General features: G+C 61.7%; 16 protein-coding genes. 7 read left to right on the plus strand and 9 right to left on the minus strand.

Annotation, left to right across the window (positions count from 1 at the left end):
* Positions 1-5 precede the first annotated feature (5 nt).
* Positions 6-1,256, minus strand: coding sequence for a lipoprotein-releasing ABC transporter permease subunit (locus H7995_RS07045; RefSeq protein ID WP_166591897.1), 1,251 nt, complete (start codon positions 1,254-1,256; stop codon positions 6-8).
* Positions 1,257-1,350: 94 nt separating this feature from the next.
* On the opposite strand from H7995_RS07045, the gene H7995_RS07050 reads away from it, so the two are divergent.
* Positions 1,351-1,932, plus strand: a complete 582-nt coding sequence (locus H7995_RS07050) for a PilZ domain-containing protein (protein ID WP_166591896.1) — start codon at positions 1,351-1,353, stop codon at positions 1,930-1,932.
* A gap of 13 nt (positions 1,933-1,945) precedes the next feature.
* Positions 1,946-2,668, plus strand: coding sequence for a glycerophosphodiester phosphodiesterase (locus H7995_RS07055; RefSeq protein WP_166591895.1), 723 nt, complete (start codon positions 1,946-1,948; stop codon positions 2,666-2,668).
* Between the two features lie 42 nt (positions 2,669-2,710).
* On the opposite strand, the gene sthA is transcribed toward H7995_RS07055, so the two are convergent.
* From sthA to H7995_RS07075, 4 genes are all read right to left on the minus strand, one after another.
* On the minus strand, positions 2,711-4,105 hold the full coding sequence (gene sthA, locus H7995_RS07060; RefSeq protein ID WP_166591894.1) for a Si-specific NAD(P)(+) transhydrogenase: 1,395 nt from the start codon (positions 4,103-4,105) through the stop codon (positions 2,711-2,713).
* A gap of 210 nt (positions 4,106-4,315) precedes the next feature.
* Positions 4,316-5,338 carry an FAD:protein FMN transferase gene (locus tag H7995_RS07065; protein ID WP_185818161.1) on the minus strand — a complete coding sequence of 341 codons (1,023 nt, stop codon included), beginning with the start codon at positions 5,336-5,338 and terminating at the stop codon, positions 4,316-4,318.
* Between the two features lie 25 nt (positions 5,339-5,363).
* The gene (gene ampC / locus H7995_RS07070; protein WP_185818162.1) at positions 5,364-6,527 is read right to left on the minus strand and encodes a class C beta-lactamase; all 1,164 of its coding nucleotides are present in this window, start codon (positions 6,525-6,527) and stop codon (positions 5,364-5,366) included.
* A gap of 117 nt (positions 6,528-6,644) precedes the next feature.
* Positions 6,645-8,108, minus strand: coding sequence for a glyceraldehyde-3-phosphate dehydrogenase (locus tag H7995_RS07075; protein ID WP_166591891.1), 1,464 nt, complete (start codon positions 8,106-8,108; stop codon positions 6,645-6,647).
* Between the two features lie 353 nt (positions 8,109-8,461).
* On the opposite strand from H7995_RS07075, the gene mfd reads away from it, so the two are divergent.
* Genes mfd through H7995_RS07090 form a run of 3 tightly spaced genes read left to right on the plus strand, consistent with a single transcriptional unit; the run spans position 8,462 to position 15,190 of the window.
* Positions 8,462-11,911 carry a transcription-repair coupling factor gene (gene mfd / locus H7995_RS07080; protein WP_166591890.1) on the plus strand — a complete coding sequence of 1,150 codons (3,450 nt, stop codon included), beginning with the start codon at positions 8,462-8,464 and terminating at the stop codon, positions 11,909-11,911.
* Between the two features lie 10 nt (positions 11,912-11,921).
* Positions 11,922-12,488, plus strand: a complete 567-nt coding sequence (locus H7995_RS07085) for a CsiV family protein (RefSeq protein ID WP_166591889.1) — start codon at positions 11,922-11,924, stop codon at positions 12,486-12,488.
* A gap of 11 nt (positions 12,489-12,499) precedes the next feature.
* Positions 12,500-15,190 carry a DEAD/DEAH box helicase gene (locus tag H7995_RS07090; protein ID WP_185818163.1) on the plus strand — a complete coding sequence of 897 codons (2,691 nt, stop codon included), beginning with the start codon at positions 12,500-12,502 and terminating at the stop codon, positions 15,188-15,190.
* Between the two features lie 138 nt (positions 15,191-15,328).
* On the opposite strand, the gene nagZ is transcribed toward H7995_RS07090, so the two are convergent.
* Complete coding sequence (gene nagZ, locus H7995_RS07095; protein ID WP_182344752.1) at positions 15,329-16,327, minus strand: beta-N-acetylhexosaminidase; 999 nt, start codon at positions 16,325-16,327, stop codon at positions 15,329-15,331.
* Positions 16,328-16,536: 209 nt separating this feature from the next.
* Positions 16,537-17,244, minus strand: coding sequence for a TetR/AcrR family transcriptional regulator (locus H7995_RS07100; RefSeq protein ID WP_166591886.1), 708 nt, complete (start codon positions 17,242-17,244; stop codon positions 16,537-16,539).
* A gap of 252 nt (positions 17,245-17,496) precedes the next feature.
* On the opposite strand from H7995_RS07100, the gene lexA reads away from it, so the two are divergent.
* Together lexA and sulA are read left to right on the plus strand one after the other, a co-directional pair.
* Complete coding sequence (lexA, locus tag H7995_RS07105) at positions 17,497-18,105, plus strand: transcriptional repressor LexA (RefSeq protein WP_166591885.1); 609 nt, start codon at positions 17,497-17,499, stop codon at positions 18,103-18,105.
* 10 nt (positions 18,106-18,115) lie between these two features.
* Positions 18,116-18,589: an SOS-induced cell division inhibitor SulA gene (gene sulA / locus H7995_RS07110; RefSeq protein WP_182341346.1), complete on the plus strand. Its 474-nt coding sequence runs from the start codon at positions 18,116-18,118 to the stop codon at positions 18,587-18,589.
* Positions 18,590-18,697: 108 nt separating this feature from the next.
* Here sulA and H7995_RS07115 read toward each other — a convergent pair whose 3' ends face one another.
* Positions 18,698-18,931 (minus strand): hypothetical protein, encoded by a 234-nt coding sequence (locus tag H7995_RS07115; protein ID WP_095165324.1) that lies wholly within the window; start codon positions 18,929-18,931, stop codon positions 18,698-18,700.
* A 141-nt stretch (positions 18,932-19,072) separates the two neighbouring features.
* Complete coding sequence (locus H7995_RS07120; protein ID WP_159997041.1) at positions 19,073-19,594, minus strand: DUF6586 family protein; 522 nt, start codon at positions 19,592-19,594, stop codon at positions 19,073-19,075.
* Between the last annotated feature and the right edge of the window lie 37 nt (positions 19,595-19,631).

Below are 19,631 nucleotides of genomic sequence, written 5' to 3' on the forward strand. Positions count from 1 at the left end.
CCAACTCACTCATAACGTAGCGCCTCCGCCGGCTGGGTGCGCGCGGCACGCCAGGCTGGATACAGGGTGGCGAGGAAACTCAGGACCAACGCCGCACCGCAGACCATCAACACATCCTGGGCCTGCAACTGCGACGGCAGGTAGTCGATGAAGTACACATCGGCGTTGAGAAACTTGTGCCCGATCAGGCCTTCAAGGGCAGAGATTGCCGCGCTGACATTCAGTGCGGCAAACATCCCCACCAGCGCGCCGATGGCCGTGCCGACCACGCCGATCACCGTGCCCTGGACCATGAAGATCGCCATGATGGTGCCCGGCGTAGCGCCCAGGGTACGCAGGATCGCGATGTCGCCCTTCTTGTCATTGACCACCATCACCAGGGTGGAAATGATGTTGAACGCCGCCACCGCGACGATCAGCAGCAACAACAGGCCGATCATGGCTTTTTCCATGCGGATGGCCTGGTACAGGTTGCCGTGGGTGCGGGTCCAGTCACGGGCGTAGAAACGGTCATCACCCAATTGTTGGGCGATGTTCCAGGCCGCGCGCGGGGCCTGGAACAGGTCGTCGAACTTCAGGCGCAGGCCCTGGATCTGGTCTGGCTTCCAGCGATGCAGCTTGGACAAATCCTGCTGGTTGGTGACCCCCAGGTAGCCGTCGATTTCACCGGCGCCGACATGAAAGATGCCGACCACGGTAAAGCGCTTCATGCGCGGGAACATCCCGGCCGGGGTCACGGTGACTTCCGGCGCGACGAAGGTCAGCTTGTCGCCGAGGCCCACCCCGAGCTTGGCCGCCGCCTTGTCGCCGATGACAATGCCGAAGCTGCCGGGCGCCAGGTCGTCGAGCTTGCCCTGCTGCATGAAGTTATCAATGATCGAGACTTGGCGCTCCAGCGCCGGGTCGATGCCATTGAGCAACACTTTGGAGACCTGGCCGTTGTGGGTCAGCAGCCCTTGCATCTGGGTAAACGGCGCGACGGCCAGCACCTGCGGGTTCTGCTTGACCTTGGCGGCCAGGCTCGGCCAGTCGCTGATTGGCTCACCGGACTCGATGGTCGCGTGGGGCACCATGCCCAGCACGCGGGTGCGCATCTCATGATCGAAGCCGTTCATCACCGACAACACCACAATCATCACGACCACGCCCAGGGCGAGTCCGATCATCGAAGTCAGGGAAATGAACGACACAAAATGATTGCGCCGCTTGGCACGGGTATAACGCGTACCGATAAATACGAAGAGAGGTCTGAACATGTCGGGGCTTGTTCGGAGGGAAAAGGAACGTCCTTGTGGCGGGGGTCGATAACCAGCTTTACACTCAGACCACCGCCGCTACCATGGGTTCGCCATGTCGACATTAGATGAAGAAGATCGCCGCGAATACTACCGTATCGAGGACAGGATCGCACTGGAAATTCAGCCCCTGACGGGCCCCGCCGCCACGGCCGAGGAAGTGTTGCAGGATGCTTCCCCGCTGTTCAATCTGCTCAGTGAACTGCACCTGAGCGAATTCGAATCCCAGCACCTGCTGCGCCAGATCAGCGAGCGCGATCGCAACACTGCGGCCTACCTGAAAGTGCTGAACAAACGCATCGACCTACTCAGTCAGGTCGTGGCGCTGACGGTCCTCGGCCAGATCGGCGAACCACAACCGGTGATCCTTTCCGAGGGCGGCATCGACTTCCAGCATCCCACCCCGCTCGCCCCCGGCAGTCATCTGTCGATCAAACTGGTGCTCATGCCCCAGGCCCTGGGCCTGCTGATGCGCGCCCGAGTCACCCATTGCGATGCCACGGACGGCGGTTTTGACGTCGGCACCCAATTCCAACACTTAAGCGACGCCCAGCGCCAACTGCTGGCACGCTATATCCTGCAAAGACAGGCCCAAGAACGCCGCCTGGCGCGCGAACACACCGAATCCGGCAATTAATTAAGGAACCACCGTGACCCTCATCTACGGCCACCGCGGCGCTAAAGGCGAAGCACCGGAAAACACCCTGACCAGCTTTCAGCAATGCCTCAAGCATGGCGTGCGTCGCTGCGAACTGGACCTGCACCTGTCCATGGACAACGAGTTGATGGTGATCCATGACTCGACGCTCAAGCGCACCACCGACCGCCGCGGCAAGGTGGTCGAGCACAAGGCAGCGGACCTGGTGACCTACGACGCGCGCAAGGGCGGACCGGGCTGGATCACGCCTTGCCCGATTCCGACCCTGGAGCAACTGTTCGAACAGTGCGACTTCGACCATTGGCAACTGGAAGTCAAAAGCGCTTCACGCACCCGCGCCGCCACCACCGTGCTGGCGATTCGCGAAATGGCCCAGCGTTTTGGCTTGCTGGACAAAGTCACCATCACCTCAAGCTCGCGGGAAGTGCTCAAGGCAGCGCTGGACCTGGTACCGGACGTGTCCCGGGGACTGGTGGCCGAATACGCCTGGCTCGACCCATTGAAGGTCGCGCAAAGCTATGGCTGCGAGATTCTGGCGCTGAACTGGACCCTGTGTACGCCGGAACGCCTGGAGAAGGCGCAGCGTCAGGGGTTGCATGTGTCGGTGTGGACTGTCAACGAGCCCGCGCTGATGCGCAGACTCGCTGACTTCGGCGTTGACAGCCTGATTACAGACTTTCCCGGTTTGGCCATTGCCACGCTCGAGAATTGCTGAAATCGGTCTCCCCGGCCGGCTCAGGCCACCGGCCGGAGCCGCTCAAAAAAGCCGGTTGAGGCCATCGTATGCCGCTACCCGATAGGCTTCTGCCATGGTCGGGTAGTTGAACGTGGTGTTGACGAAGTACTTCAGGGTATTGAGTTCGCCCGGCTGGTTCATGATCGCCTGGCCGATGTGCACGATCTCCGACGCCTGATAACCGAAGCAGTGTACGCCCAGCACTTCCAGGGTTTCCCGGTGGAACAGGATCTTCAGCATGCCTTGCGGTTCACCGGCGATCTGCGCCCGGGCCATGCTCTTGAAGAACGCCTTGCCGACTTCGTAGGGCACCTTGGCCTGGGTCAGCTCCTGCTCGTTCTTGCCGATCGAGCTGATCTCCGGAATGGTGTAGATCCCGGTCGGCACGTCGTTGACGAAACGCCAGCTGCCATTGTCGACAATGCTGCCAGCGGCCGAACGACCCTGGTCATGGGCGGCACTGGCCAGGCTCGGCCAGCCGATCACATCGCCGGCGCCATAGATGTTCTGGATGCAGGTGCGGTAGTTCTCATCGACTTCGATCTGGCCACGGCTGTTGACCTTGACCCCGATGTTTTCCAGACCCAGTTGATCGGTGTTGCCGGTCCGGCCGTTGCACCAGAGCAAGGCATCGGCCTTGATCTTCTTGCCGGACTTGAGGTGCAGGATCACCCCATTGTCCACGCCTTCAACGTGATCGTATTCTTCGTTGTGGCGCACGGTGATGTTGTTGTTGCTGAAGTGGTAGCTCAGGGCCTGGGAGATTTCCGAGTCAAGGAAGCTCAGCAGTTGCCCACGGTTATCCACCAGCTCCACCAGCACACCCAGGCCACTGAAGATCGAGGCGTACTCGCAACCGATCACGCCGGCGCCGTAGACGATCAGCTTACGCGGGGTGTGACCGAGACTGAGGATGGTGTCGCTATCGTAGATACGCGGGTGGTGGAAATCGATGTCGGCCGGACGATACGGGCGCGATCCGGTGGCAATGATAATGTGCTTGGCCACCAGTTTTTCGACCACGCCATTGGCGCAGACCACTTCGATGGTTTGCTCGTCAGCGAAGCTGCCGGTGCCAAAGAACACGTCAATCCGATTGCGTGCGTAGTAGCCGGTGCGCGAGGCGACCTGCTTGGAGATGACTTTCTCGGCGCTTTTCAGCACGTCCGGGAACGAGAACCAGCGCGGCTCACCAATGGCCCGGAACATCGGGTTGGTGTTGAACTGCATGATCTGCCGGACCGAGTGCCGCAACGCCTTGGACGGGATGGTGCCCAGGTGAGTGCAGTTGCCGCCGACCTGGCGACGACTATCGACCATCGCCACCTTGCGCCCTGCCTTGGCGGCATTCATTGCCGCGCCTTCTCCCGCTGGGCCGGAACCCAGCACCACCACGTCGTAGTTGTAGACAGCCATGCGTACTCCTCAGAACAGGCCGCGGCACCCCGTTGGCACCTGCGGCTAAATCATGCCAGCCATGCGGCATGAAGGAACAATTTGGGGTCAGTCGAAAACCCAGGAACAGTCTATAGAAGCGTCAACGCCGCGCACATTAACCCTTGGTCGCGTCGTAGGCTAGTTTTGCCTGCACTACAACGCCAGCCACACCCGGGATTGGGGCCCGGATCATGGGGCGTTTTCCCCGCTCAGACGGATAAAAGCCTGACTGCTGCGTGTGACGAAACCGCCATCGGTACGCATCACAAAAAAAGCCGCAATCGCGTGTTTTTCTGCGTACTCCATTCCACGTTCCGGCCCGAGGATCAGCAACAGGGTCGACCAGCCATCGGCCATCAGCGCCTGCGGAGCAACCACCGTCACCGCCGCCAGGTCATGCAGCACCGGCGCCCCGCTACGGGCATCGAATGTATGAGAGTAACGCCGCCCGCCCTGCTCGAAATAGTTGCGATAGTCGCCCGAAGTGGAGACGCCATAGCCATCCAGCGTCAACACCCGTTCCACCACCTGCTGGTCGTCACGAGGTTCTTCCAGGGCAATCTTCCAGGGATTGCCGTCGAGTTTTGTGCCGACCGCCTTGAGCTCACCAGTGACTTCGACCAGGAAGCTCGTGATGCCCATGCCGCCCAACGCGGCAGCTATCCGGTCGACGGTGTAGCCGGCAGCGATACTGTCGAAGTCAACCTCAACCGGCGCGTCCTTGCACAGTTGCTGTGCGTCGATCCGCAGGTGCTGGTAGCCGACCCGCTGCCGCACCTGCGCCAACGCTGGCTCACTGGGGACCTGCACGGTGCGCGCCTGCGGGCCGAAGCCCCAGAGGTTCATCAGCGGCCCGACCGTCAGGTCGTAGGCCCCCTCGCTTGCGCGCGACAACTGTTCACCGACCTCGACCAGTTGCAGGACTGGCGCCGGCATCGGCTGACAGCTATTGGCAGGCAACGCATTGAAGCGCTCGATATCGGAGTCGCTGCGGTAGGTCGACAGTTGTTGATCCACCTCGCTCAAGATGGCCTCGACCTGCTGGCGCACCTGCACCGGCCCGGGCAGGCCCGCATGGCGAACGTACTGGATCGAGTAGCGGCTGCCCATGGTCGGCCCGCCAAACTTTTCCTGGGAGTCGCCATTGCCACAGCCGGTCAGAGCCGCAACCAACAGCAGCCCGGCCGAACACCTCCACTCCCTACGTGCCATTTGGAAAGCTCCCGCCCATACCCCTTCAGCGCTCCAGCTCACCGAGAATCCGATACGCCAGGCGCACCCGCGCCTCATTGGGATAACTCTTGTTCGCCAACACCACAATGCCCTGCTTTTTCTCAGGCACAAACGCCACATAAGCCGAGAACCCGCCTGTCGATCCCGTCTTGTTGATCCAGGCAGCCGCCTTGGGTGGCTGCGGTGGGTCGATTGCGGTAACGGCATGACTGTCGTAGATCATCTTGTCGCCGTTACCCTCGATCAACGTGTCGAGCGCTACCGGATAGTCATACTGCTCCCAGATCAGGTCCTGGGTCATGGCGCCCACCTGGAAGTAACCCTTGTGGGTTTCCAGCAATGCACTGCGCCAGTTTGGCTCAACCTTGGCCACCCCCAGGTTGGCGTCGACAAACTTCAGCAGGTCACCCGCAGAGGTTTTCACCCCATAGGCTTCATCACCCAGCACCCCGGAATTCAACCGGACGGGGGCGTCCTGCTTGTTGTAGCCCTGGGCGTAGAGTGCCTGCTTGCTCGCCGGTACGTTGATGTAGCTGTTAGTCATGCCCAGCCCGGGAAACAGTTGCCCCTCCAGCGCCTGGGCGTAAGGCACTTTCATGCTGATGGCGGTGATCATGCCCAACGCGCCAATGCTCGGATTGGCGTAGGTGCGCTTGGCACCTGGCGCGTAGGACGGCTGCCAGGCCTTGAAGTACTCGAGCAACTGCTGGTTGTCCTGCACCTGATCCGGCACCTGCAACGGGAAGCCGCCCGCGGTATGGGTCGCCAGGTTCAGCAGCGACACCTGGTCGAACGGGCTGCCGGCCAGTTGTGGCAGGTACTTGCCAGGGTGGTCGGCGAGCGAGAGCCGACCATTGACTTGTGCGTAGCTCGCCAGGGTGGCGGTGAAGGTCTTGCTGATCGAGCCGACCTCAAACAACGTATCGCTGCTGACCTTGCGCTGCGTGTCCCTGGAAGCCACGCCAAAATTGTAGAAACGCTGCTGGCCGTCTACGGACAGTCCAATGGCCAGCCCGGGGATGTTGTACTGCTGCATCAGCGCTTGCGCAGCCTCTTGCACCACCTCGTCGAGAGCCGGGCGCGCAGTGCTCGCCACGGTGAGCGGCGCGAACGACGCGGCACAGGTCAGTGCAAGCAAAGCGGCACAGGGCAGTCGGATCAGGCGCATCAAAGTCGTCCTCAGTGTTCTGTCGCGAGCGAAAGCTGCCCAACCTAGCATTTTGTTTTCAACGCACAAACAAAAACGCCCCGACACTGTCGGGGCGTTTTCATCTGCAGCTAAGGCTTAGCGCGGGAAGGCTGGCGGGTTGACCCCGGCCATGTCTTCCATCACGCGAACCACCTGGCAGCTGTAACCGAATTCGTTGTCGTACCAAACGTACAGCACAACGCGGTTGTCTTGGGTGATGGTGGCTTCAGCGTCGACCACACCGGCGTGGCGCGAACCAACGAAGTCAGTGGACACCACTTCCTGCGAGTTGACGTAGTCGATTTGCTTGTGCAGATCGGAGTGCAGCGCCATGTAGCGCAGGTACTCGTTCATCTCTTCACGGGTAGCGGCTTTCTCAAGGTTCAGGTTGAGAATGGCCATCGACACGTTTGGCGTCGGTACACGGATCGCGTTGCCGGTCAGCTTGCCAGCCAGCTCAGGCAGGGCCTTGGCAGCGGCGGTAGCAGCACCGGTCTCGGTGATGACCATGTTCAACGCAGCGCTACGACCACGGCGATCGCCTTTGTGGAAGTTGTCGATCAGGTTCTGGTCGTTGGTGTACGAGTGAACGGTTTCAACGTGACCGTTGATGATGCCGAACTTGTCGTTCACTGCCTTGAGCACCGGCACGATGGCGTTGGTGGTGCAGGAAGCGGCGGACACGATCTTGTCGTCAGCGGTGATTTCAGCGTGGTTGATGCCGTGAACGATGTTCTTCAGCTTGCCTTTGCCAGGCGCGGTCAGGACCACGCGGTCGATACCCGGGCACGCCAGGTGCTGACCCAGGCCATCGGCGTCACGCCATACACCGGTGTTGTCCACCAGCAGCGCGTCTTTGATGCCGTACTGGGTGTAGTCCACCTCAGTCGGGTTCTTCGCGTAGATAACCTGGATCAGGTTGCCGTTGGCGGTGATGGTGTTGTTTTCTTCATCGATGGTAATGGTGCCGTTGAACGAACCATGGACCGAATCGCGGCGCAGCAGGCTGGCGCGTTTCACCAGGTCGTTTTCGGCGCCTTTGCGCACCACGATGGCGCGCAGACGCAGGCCGTCGCCACCACCGGTTTTTTCGATCAGGATGCGCGCCAGCAGACGGCCGATGCGACCGAAGCCGTACAGGACAACGTCGGTGCCTTTGCGGGCCGAAGCGTTTTGCTGGCCAACCACGTCAGCCATTTCTTCACGTACGAACTGCTCGGCGCTGCGGCCATTGCCTTCGTTACGGAATTTGAACGCCAACTTGCCCAGGTCTACCGAAGCCGCGCCGAGCTTGAGCTCGCTCATGGCTTTGAGCAGTGGGAATGTTTCGTGGACGGAGAGTTCGCTGTCGTCGGAAGAACGGTGGCGAGCAAAGCGGTGAGCTTTGAGAATCGCGATGACAGACTGGTTGATCAGGCTGCGGCCATAGATCGAGCTCACCACGTTGTTATTGCGGTAGAGCTGGCCGATCAGCGGAATCATCGCTTCTGCGAGTGCTTCACGGTCGATCCATTCACCAAGACACTGGTCGGGCTTCTGAGTCACGGTAACCTTCCACATGTAGGGGCAGAAAAAAGGGGCTACATTATGCCGCCGTGTCCCTCTCGTAGCAATGCGCGCTTGTCGTGCAGACAGTAACAATTTTCCCTTTGAAAAAAATAGACCCCGCTGAAGCCCAGTAAAACCGTGGCCTGCAGCGCACCCCATTTTTCATAGACAGCGCTGTCTTGTCTGTAACCCTCCGTAACACTCAGCACTTTTGCCACTACATATTCACCAAAAAAGCGCTGGTTTTTGTGATTACCACTACATTTCGCCCAACCTGCGTAATAGACACAGTCAGCAACTGACAGGCGGCACCCGGGACCGCTACAATTACCGACTTTGTCGCAACGCTTGGAGCTCAACCTTCCGTGCCCGTTCTGCGTCTACCGCTTCTCCCTGCCGCGGCAGGTAAACAGCACTGGGGCAACCTGCCCGGTGCCGCCCTGAGCCTGGCCATTGCCGAGGCTGCCAGCGCTGCCAAGCGCTTTACCCTGCTACTGACCGCCGACAGCCAAAGCGCTGAGAGGCTGGAACAGGAGCTGAGCTTCTTCGCCCCGGATTTACCGGTGCTGCATTTCCCTGACTGGGAAACCCTGCCCTACGATCTTTTTTCCCCGCACCAGGACATCATTTCCCAGCGTATCGCCAGCCTCTATCGCTTGCCCGAGCTGAGCCATGGCGTGCTGGTGGTGCCGATCACCACGGCCCTGCATCGCCTGGCGCCGACCAAGTTCCTGCTGGGCAGCAGCCTGGTGCTGGATATCGGCCAGAAGCTCGACGTCGAGCAAATGCGCACCCGCCTGGAAGCCACCGGCTATCGCTACGTCGATACCGTGTACGAGCATGGCGAATTCACCGTGCGCGGCTCGCTGATCGACCTGTTCCCGATGGGCAGCAAACTGCCCTACCGCATCGACCTGTTCGATGACGAAATCGAGACCCTGCGCACCTTCGATCCGGAAAACCAGCGCTCCATCGACAAGGTCGATTCGGTCAAGCTGCTGCCGGCCCGCGAGTTTCCGCTGCAAAAAGACGCTGTCACGCGTTTCAAGGCGCGCTTTCGCGAACGCTTCGATGTCGACTTCCGGCGCTGCCCGATCTTCCAGGACCTGAGCAGCGGGATTACCCCGGCCGGCATCGAGTACTACCTGCCGCTGTTCTTCGACGAAACCTCGACCCTGTTCGACTACCTGCCCCAGGACACCCAGGTGTTTTCCCTGCCGGGCATCGAACAGGCCGCGGAGAATTTCTGGAACGATGTGCGCAATCGCTACGAAGAACGCCGCGTCGACCCAGCGCGACCTTTATTGCCGCCTGCCGAACTGTTCCTGCCGGTGGAAGACTGTTTCGCCCGCCTGAAAAACTGGCCGCGCGTGGTGGCCAGCCAACAGGACGTCGAAACCGGGGTCGGCCGCGAGCGTTTCCCGGCCCAGGCGCTGCCTAACCTGGCGATCGAAGCCAAGGCCAACCAGCCAATGGAAGCCCTGGCCGGGTTCCTCGACCAGTTCCCCGGCCGCGTGCTATTCACCGCCGAATCGGCGGGGCGCCGCGAGGTGCTGCTGGAGCTGCTCGAACGCCTGAAGCTGCGGCCGAAAACCGTCGACAGCTGGCCGGACTTCGTCGCAGGCAAAGAACGCCTGGCGATCACCATCGCCCCGCTCGACGAAGGCCTGGTACTGGACGACCCGGCCCTGGCCCTGATTGCCGAAAGCCCGCTGTTCGGTCAGCGGGTGATGCAGCGTCGGCGCCGGGAGAAACGCGCCGACGGCAACAACGACGCGGTGATCAAGAACCTCACCGAACTGCGTGAAGGCGCGCCGGTGGTGCACATTGACCACGGGGTCGGCCGCTACCTGGGCCTCGCGACCCTGGAGATCGACAACCAGGCCGCCGAATTCCTCACCCTTGAATACGCCGAGGGCGCCAAGCTGTATGTGCCGGTGGCCAACCTGCACCTGATCGCCCGCTACACCGGCAGCGACGACGCCTTGGCACCGCTGCACCGCCTGGGCTCCGAAACCTGGCAGAAAGCCAAGCGCAAAGCCGCCGAACAGGTGCGAGACGTCGCCGCCGAGCTGCTCGACATCTATGCCCGCCGCGCAGCCCGCGAAGGTTATGCGTTCGCCGACCCGAAAGCCGACTACGCCACCTTCAGCGCCGGCTTCCCGTTCGAAGAAACCCCGGACCAGCAAACCACCATCGACGCCGTGCGCGCCGACATGCTCGCCCCCAAGCCCATGGATCGCCTGGTCTGCGGCGATGTGGGCTTTGGCAAGACCGAAGTGGCGATGCGCGCCGCCTTCATCGCCGTGCACGGCGGTCGCCAGGTGGCGATCCTGGTGCCGACCACCCTGCTCGCCCAACAGCACTACAACAGCTTTCGCGATCGCTTCGCCGACTGGCCGGTGACCGTGGAAGTGATGAGTCGCTTCAAGTCGGCCAAGGAAGTCAACGCAGCGGTGGCCGACCTGGCCGAGGGCAAGATCGACATCGTCATCGGCACCCACAAGCTGCTGCAGGATGACGTGAAGATCAAAAACCTCGGGTTGGTGATCATCGACGAAGAGCACCGCTTTGGCGTGCGGCAGAAAGAACAACTCAAGGCCCTGCGCAGCGAAGTCGACATCCTGACCCTGACCGCCACGCCGATTCCGCGCACGCTGAACATGGCCGTGTCGGGCATGCGCGACCTGTCGATCATCGCCACGCCCCCGGCGCGACGCCTGTCGGTGCGCACCTTCGTCATGGAGCAGAACAAGAGCACGGTCAAGGAAGCCTTGCTCCGTGAGCTGCTGCGGGGCGGCCAGGTCTACTACCTGCACAACGATGTGAAGACCATCGAGAAATGCGCCGCCGACCTCGCCGAACTGGTGCCAGAAGCACGGATCGGCATCGGTCACGGGCAGATGCGTGAACGCGAACTCGAACAGGTGATGAGCGACTTCTACCACAAGCGCTTCAACGTGCTGATTGCCTCGACCATCATCGAGACCGGCATCGACGTGCCGAGCGCCAACACCATCATCATCGAACGGGCCGACAAGTTCGGGCTGGCGCAGCTGCACCAATTGCGCGGCCGCGTCGGACGCAGTCACCACCAGGCTTACGCCTACCTGCTGACACCGCCGCGCCAGCAGATCACCACGGACGCGGAAAAACGCCTGGAAGCCATCGCCAATACCCAGGACCTTGGTGCCGGCTTCGTGCTGGCCACCAACGACCTGGAAATCCGTGGCGCTGGCGAACTCCTGGGCGACGGCCAGAGCGGGCAGATCCAGGCCGTCGGCTTTACGCTGTACATGGAAATGCTCGAGCGGGCCGTGAAGTCGATCCGCAAGGGCGAGCAACCGAACCTCGACCAGCCCCTGGGCGGCGGTCCGGAGGTCAACTTGCGGGTACCGGCGCTGATCCCCGAGGACTACCTGCCGGACGTGCATGCGCGCCTGATCCTGTACAAACGCATTGCCTCGGCCACCGACGAGGAAGGCCTCAAGGACCTGCAAGTGGAGATGATCGACCGCTTCGGCCTGCTCCCGGAGCCGACCAAGAACCTGGTGCGCATCACCGCGCTGAAACTGCAGGCCGAACAATTGGGGATCAAGAAGATCGATGGCGGCCCCCAGGGTGGCCGTATCGAATTCGACTCGCAAACGCCGGTCGACCCGCTGACCTTGATCAAGCTGATCCAGAGCCAGCCCAAACGCTACAAATTCGAAGGCGCCACGATGTTCAAGTTCCAGGTGCCGATGGAGCGCCCGGAAGAGCGCTTCAACACTGTAGAGGCGCTGCTTGAGCGCCTCATCCCGAAAACTGCTTGAAGGACGCCGCATGCGCCTGTTTCGCTCACTGACCCTGTTGCTCACGCTGGTCGCCCCAACGGCGTTTGCCGACAGCCTGTACCAGGTAGAAATGATCCTGGTTCGCCAGAACGCCGTACCCGCCGTCGCCAGCCGCCCTGCGCCGGAAGACTGGGCCGCCGGGGCACAGCCGATCAGCGCGGATAGCCAACGCACCCCCGCCCTCAATGCCGAAGTGGAAAAGCTGCGCGCCAGCGCCGACTACAGCGTGCTGCTGCACAAGACCTGGCAGCAGAACCTCGGCGAGACCTCGAGCAAAGTGGCGATCAGCGACGGCGAAGAGCACTACGGGCACTTCCCGATCGAGGGCACGCTGGATCTCAAGCTGGGTCGGTTTACCGACGTCAACGCCAGCTTCTGGGTCAATCAGTTCAGCAACGACGGGCTGGTCAGCGCCAGCGAGCGCCTGCAACAGCAAAGCCACACCAAAAATGGCCAGCTGAATTTTCTCGACAATGGCCACCTGGGCCTGCTGATCAAGATCACCTCGCTGACGGCACCTGCCCGGCAACAAGCCCCTGATGTCGTACCGGACTGATTGAAGTCCCTATGTCCCCGAGCCTGAGCAAACCCCTGGCCCCCTCCTGGGTCAGTCGATTCAAGGAACAGAGCCTGGAGCGCGGCCGCCGCTACGCCCTGGAGAACCGCGTCAGGATCGTCGAAGCCGGCGACAGCACCCTCACCGCCAGTTGCGAAGGCTCTGGCGGCAATGTCTACCGCCAGACCATCACCCTGCGCGAGTCAGCCAAAAACACCTTGCTGCTGGTGGAAGCGACCTGCAGTTGCCCGGTACGGGTCAACTGCAAGCATTGCGCCGCGGTGCTGCTCAAAGTCCAGGACACCCTGGAGTACCCGGCCGCGGCCAAGGACGCCCTGCTCCTGGAAAAACTCCAGGCCGTACTGGAGAACCGCTCGCCCGCGCCCTTGCCACAGCAAGTGCTGGACAATGTGCAACCACTGCCACGCCTGTGGCTGGCCAGCGTCGAGTTCAGCGCCTTTGAACCACGCAACGGCAAGATGCAGCGCTACATCCAGCACCGTGCGGCACTGTCGTTCAGCTACCTGGACGAATACGTCAGCGGGCAGAAAAACAGCGACGTGCTGATCCGCCAGGAACACCAGACCCTGCGCATCAAGCGCCAGCCGGAAGTGGAAAAGGCCTACCGCGAACAGCTGCGCATCCTCGGCTTCAAGGTCGCAACGCGGCAAAGCAAGGCCCTGCCGGAAAGTGCCGGCGAGCTCTATGAGATGGTCAATGACAGCGCCTGGCTGACCTTCACCCTCAATGAGCTGCCCAAGCTGCGCAGCCAGGGCTGGGAGCTGCAGATCGATGAGGACTTCGGCTTCGACCTGACCACCGTCGACGACTGGTACGCCACGGTCGATGAAGCGCCGGAGCGCGACTGGTTCGACCTCGAACTGGGCATCATCGTCAACGGCGAGCGCCTGAGCCTGCTGCCGATCCTGCTGAACCTGATGCGCTCGCACACCGAGATCCTCAACCCGGAACGCCTGGCCCGGCGGCGTGACGACGAGTTGATCCTGGTGAACATTCCCCACCGCCCCAATTCCGAGCAGGGACCGCTGCAGGTGGCACTGCCATTCGGCCGTTTGAAGCCGGTATTGGCGACCCTGGGCGAGTTCTACCTGCAGGAACCCGGCGAAACCAGCCTGCGCCTGAGCAGCGCCGATGCCACGCGCCTCAACCCACTGGAAGACCTGCCACTGCTGTGGGAAGGCGGCGAGCACATCCGCTCCTTCGCCCAGCGCCTGCGGGACATCAAGGACTACAGCGCCGAGCCCCCGGTCGGTCTCAACGCGACGCTGCGCCCCTACCAGCTGGAAGGCCTGAGCTGGATGCAATCGCTGCGGCAACTGGAAGTCGGCGGGATCCTGGCGGACGACATGGGACTGGGCAAGACCTTGCAGACCCTGGCCCACGTGCTGACCGAGAAGAACGCCGGGCGCCTCGACCGACCGTGCATGGTGGTGATGCCCACCAGCCTGATTCCCAACTGGCTCGACGAAGCCGCGCACTTCGCGCCCCAACTCAAGGTCCTGGCGCTATATGGCGCCGCGCGCAAAAAACACTTCGATCACCTGGCCGACTACGACCTGATCCTCACCACCTATGCGCTGCTGCCCAAGGATGTCGAGCGCCTGGCCCGACAACCCCTGCACATCCTGGTGCTCGACGAAGCGCAATACATCAAGAACCCCACCAGCAAGGCCGCGCAAGCGGCCCGCGATCTGAATGCCCGGCAGCGCCTGTGCCTCAGCGGTACCCCCCTGGAAAATCACCTGGGCGAGCTGTGGTCACTGTTCCACTTCTTGCTGCCCGGCTGGCTGGGAGACGTCAAAAGCTTTAACCGCGACTACCGCGTACCGATTGAAAAGCACGCCAGCGAGGTCCGCCTGCAACACCTCAACGGTCGGATAAAACCCTTCCTGCTGCGTCGTACCAAGGAACAGGTGGCCACCGAACTGCCGCCTAAAACCGAAATCATCCACTGGGTCGACCTCAATGAGGCCCAACGCGACGTGTACGAAACCATGCGCCTGGCCATGGACAAGAAGGTACGCGACGAAATTACCCGCAAAGGCGTGGCCCGCAGCCAGATCATCATTCTCGAAGCGCTGCTCAAGTTGCGCCAGGTGTGCTGCGATCTGCGCCTGGTCAATGAAGCCGCCCTGCCCACCCGCGGCAGCACCTCGGGCAAGCTCGACAGCCTGATGGAAATGCTCGAGGAACTGTTCGAGGAAGGCCGAAAGATCCTGCTGTTTTCCCAGTTCACCTCAATGCTCTCGCTGATCGAGCAGGAGCTGGAAAAACGCGGCATCGCTTATGCGCTGCTGACTGGGCAGACGCGGGATCGGCGCAGCCCGGTGAAGGACTTTCAGAGCGGCAAGCGTCAGATCTTTCTGATCAGCCTCAAGGCCGGTGGCGTGGGCCTGAACCTGACGGAAGCTGACACGGTGATTCACTACGACCCATGGTGGAACCCGGCCACCGAGAACCAGGCCACGGACCGCGCGTACCGGATCGGCCAGGAGAAACCGGTGTTCGTCTACAAGATGATCGCCCGCGGCACGGTCGAGGAGAAAATCCAGCATCTGCAAAAGGAAAAATCCGACCTCGCCGCCGGCGTGCTGGATGGCCGCACCACGGGCGACTGGAAGCTGCAGAGTGATGACATTGAGGCCCTGTTTGCACCGCTGCCGGACAAGTCGAAGCTCTAGCAGACGCCGCCCAGCTCTCTCCCACAGGCTTGGTGGGTGCATGCAAAACCTGCAAGCCCCCATCATCCGTTTGTGGGAGCGGGCGCCCGCTTGCGGCTTGCCCGCGATGGGTTCAACTCGGTAAGCGCAACCGAGCCCTCAATCGATCAACTGCGCCTCCCTGAGCGCACCCAAGGCCGCCAACCAGCGCGGGTCCTGGCGATAGTCGGTGCTGGCAGACGCCTGGCCGCGCATCCGCGCAATGCGCGCAGACGGCGTGACCTTCAAGCGTTGCGCCGCTGTCAGCGCCAGCTCTGCCGCTGCACGGTCGTTGCACACCAGGCCCATGTCACAACCGGCGGTCAGCGCCGCTTCGATGCGACTGGCGGCATCCCCCACCACGTGGGCACCGGCCATCGACAGGTCGTCACTGAAGATCACCCCGTCAAACTGCAATTCGCCACGCAGGATGTCCTGCAACCAGCGGCGCGAGAAGCCCGCCGGCTGCGAATCGACCTGCGGGTAGATCACGTGGGCCGGCATCACCGCCGCCAGTTGCTTGCTCAAGCGGGCGAACGGTACCAGGTCGTGGGCGCGGATCTGCTCCAGACTGCGCTCATCATTAGGGATCGCCACGTGGGAATCCGCCTCGGCCCAGCCATGCCCCGGGAAGTGCTTGCCGGTGGCGGCCATGCCAGCCTGGTTCATACCCCGGATGAACGCTCCGGCGAGCAAGGCGGCGCGCTCCGGATCCCCCTCGAAGGAACGCGTGCCGACCACCGCACTGCGCTGATAATCCAGGTCCAGCACCGGAGCAAAACTCAGGTCCAGGCCCACGGCCAGCACTTCGGTGGCCATGATCCAGCCACACTGCTCGGCCAGGAACTCGGCGTTCGGGTTATCGGCAATTGCCCGCATCGCTGGCAGCCGTACAAAGCCCTGGCGCAGGCGCTGCACCCGACCGCCCTCCTGGTCCACTGCCAGCAACAGATCGGGACGCACGGCGCGGATCGATGCGCTCAACTCGCGCACCTGGCGGGGATGCTCGATATTGCGGGCAAAAATGATCAGGCCACCCACCTCGGGCTGACGCAACAGTTGGCGATCTTCAGCCGTCAGCCAGGTACCGGCGACGTCCACCATCAACGAGCCTTGCAGGCCAGCAGTCATAAAAATTCCTTGATCTTGAAATGCGCGCGCGGCGCGTCTTGAAAGCCCCCATCCCGGCGCAGGCGCGCAACGTGGCCGCCACAGGCAATGCCCGAAAAAAGGAGCTCGGTTGGGGAAACTGGGGACAGGGTTGAAACGGCAGTCGGCATGGGCGGCTAGCTTAGCGGATGTCCGCTGCCGCGCCCAGCCATACGCGGCTAAACCTTGGCGGCGGCCGGTACCGACTTGCTGCGTGGGCGCAGTTGCGCGGCAGCCATATTGGCGTCGGTGACGCCGGTTTCGGCGCGCATGCCAGCGGCCAGGAACGGCACCATCAGGCGCATCACCTGTTCGATCGAGGTATTGACGCCGAAATCGGTCTCGGCAATCGCACGCAGCGCCTTGATCCCGGACATGCTGAATGCCGCGGCACCGAGCATGAAATGCACGCGCCAGAACAGTTCAATAGGTGGGATACGCGGGGCGGCTTCGTTGACCAGTGTCATGTAGCGGCGGAAAACCTTGCCGTACATGTCTTCCAGATAACGGCGCAAGTGCCCCTGGCTCTGGCTGAACGCCAGGCCGAGCAAGCGCATGAAGATCGACAGGTCATTGCCGCTGCGTGGCTGGACCACCAGGGCTTGTTCGACGAGGATTTCCAGCAGTTCTTCCAGGCTCGGCTTGTTGTCCGGCTTGGCGGAACGACGCTCCAGCTCACGATCGAGGCTGGTGCAGAACGGCCCGAGAAAACGCGAGAAGACTGCCTGGATCAAGGCCTTCTTGGAACCGAAATGATAGTTCACCGCCGCCAGGTTGACCCCGGCCTTGCTGGTGATCAGCCGTAATGAAGTTTCGGCAAAACCTTTTTCCGCGAACAACTGCTCGGCAGCATCGAGAATGCGTTCTACGGTTTCCGACTGGGCCATGGCTACTCCGCCTGACAAACACTTGTTTGAAACATACGTTTCAGCTTGTGGGTTGTCAAGTCTGCCCGTCCGTTTTGGGAACGGTCAGTCAGCTATTTAACCATACAAGCCGCCGGCTGTAGCCAGTCCTACAACCCAGGCAACGGCGAACTGTCGGCAGACCGTCCGGCGGTCGCCGCAAAAAGGAGGATTGCCAAGATCATTCCACTGTATATAATCCCAGTCACTGTATAAAAAGACAGAGCGATCGAGATGCTAAAACTGACGCCACGCCAAGCTGAGATTCTGGCTTTTATCAAACGTTGCCTCGAAGACAACGGTTATCCGCCCACCCGTGCGGAAATCGCCTTGGAGCTCGGTTTCAAATCGCCCAATGCGGCGGAAGAACACCTCAAGGCCCTGGCCCGCAAGGGCGCTATCGAAATGACCCCCGGCGCCTCACGCGGCATTCGCATCCCCGGCTTCGAGGCCAAGGCCGACGAATCCAGCCTGCCGATCATTGGCCGGGTCGCCGCCGGCGCGCCGATCCTCGCCCAGCAGCACATCGAAGAATCCTGCAACATCAACCCGACCTTCTTTCATCCACGCGCCGACTACCTGTTGCGCGTGCACGGCATGAGCATGAAGGACGTGGGGATATTCGACGGCGACCTGCTGGCCGTCCACACCACTCGCGAGGCCCGCAACGGCCAGATTGTCGTCGCGCGCATTGGCGACGAAGTCACCGTCAAGCGCTTCAAGCGTGATGGCAGCAAGGTCTGGCTGATTGCCGAAAACCCCGAGTTCGCCCCGATCGAAGTGAACCTGAAAGATCAGGATCTGGTGATCGAAGGCTTGAGTGTCGGCGTCATTCGCCGATAAAGGAGGCGTTATGCAGTTCCCACACACACCACAGCCCGCTCAACTGCCGTTGTTCGAAGCGTTCATGGCCCAGCCACTGGCGCCGATCCTCAAAGACGTGGTCGAGGCGCCCTGGAGCGCGGAACCCGAAGCGTTCAGCGAGCTGTCTCTACGTGGTGCGGCCGGGAACTGCCTGAACCTGCTGGCGCCTATCCTCAGGGAGCTGAGCCAGGACCAGGACGCCCGCTGGCTGACCCTTATCGCCCCTCCAGCCAGCCTGACCCAGGCCTGGCTGCGCGATGCAGGCCTGAACCGCGAGCGCATTCTCCTGCTCCACCCGCGCGGCACGCAAAGCGCTCAGCAACTGGCCTGTGAAGCCTTGCGCCTGGGCCGCAGCCACACCGTTGTCAGCTGGCTGAACCCGCTGAACAGCAGCGCGCGGCAACAGTTGATCGGCGCCGCACGTGTCGGCGATGCACAAAGTCTGAACATTCGATTGGGCTAAGTGACAGCCAGGGCGCACGAGCTAGACGCAGGGCTTCTCCAGGGCAGAGAAGCCAATCTGTAACGAAGATCTGTAAGGATGCTTACGGAAAAAAGCCGACAGGCGGAATCAATGCAGAATCCGCGGCCCCTCTTCCTTTTCAAAATCGCCTTCAACCAGGCGCCCGGCCATCTGCACACCCACGCTCAACATCGCCTTGGCGACTTCAACGTGCTGGCCTTGCAGGAACGCCTTGGCATCTTCGGAGAAGTCCAGCGTCACCAGGGAACCCTCGTCCTCAGCCCTGCGCAGTTCAATTCGGCCGTCTGGCAGTTCGACAATTTCTAGAAAGGACGTTGGCATAAAAGTCTGTTCTCCACGAAAGGCGGGGATTATATAGGCATCGGTGATGCTTCGCTCAGGATCTTGACCGACAGCATGTAACCGAAACCATTGTTTGAGATCATCCCTGATCCGTGGCCGCTCAGCTTCCTGCGGGATGCATCAGCACTCGTTCAAGCCTTCACGGAAGCGCAGTGCCAGGCTCTTGAGGTTCTGGCGCCAGCTTTCCAGCTCTTCCCTGCTCAACTCCTCTTCGGGCTCCTCATCGAGACTCACCGCCACGATCAGCGGCTGCGTCACGTCGCCCTTGGGCTTGTGCGGTGCACGAGGCGGCTGAAACAGCGCGGTATGGGCCGCCAGCAGCTTGGCCAGCCAGGTTTCACGGTTGCGGGCCAGCTCGACCATCTCCGCCAGCTCTGGAATCGCCAGGGTCTCGAGTACCTCAGGGGTCAGCAAGAGCTCCGCCCGAGGCGCATTGGCCTGTGGCAGGCGGTAGAACCCGGCGATCTCATGGCACAAACCCAGCAATGCACCGTACAGGTGAAACAACGCTGACTCGCGCCCGGCCTGGATCAGCGCCGGGGAGTTCATTGCCCGCCCGTCTTCCGCTCGGGCCAGGGCCTCTAGCGACAGGCCGGCGAAGTAGATTTTCTGATTGGTACGGGTATAGAGCTCAAAGGCCATGACGGCAGTCTCCACAACGAAATAGGACGCGTAATGC

Origin of the sequence: Pseudomonas kielensis (assembly GCF_014236655.1) — a bacterium.
Classification (GTDB): Bacteria; Pseudomonadota; Gammaproteobacteria; order Pseudomonadales; family Pseudomonadaceae; genus Aquipseudomonas; species Aquipseudomonas kielensis.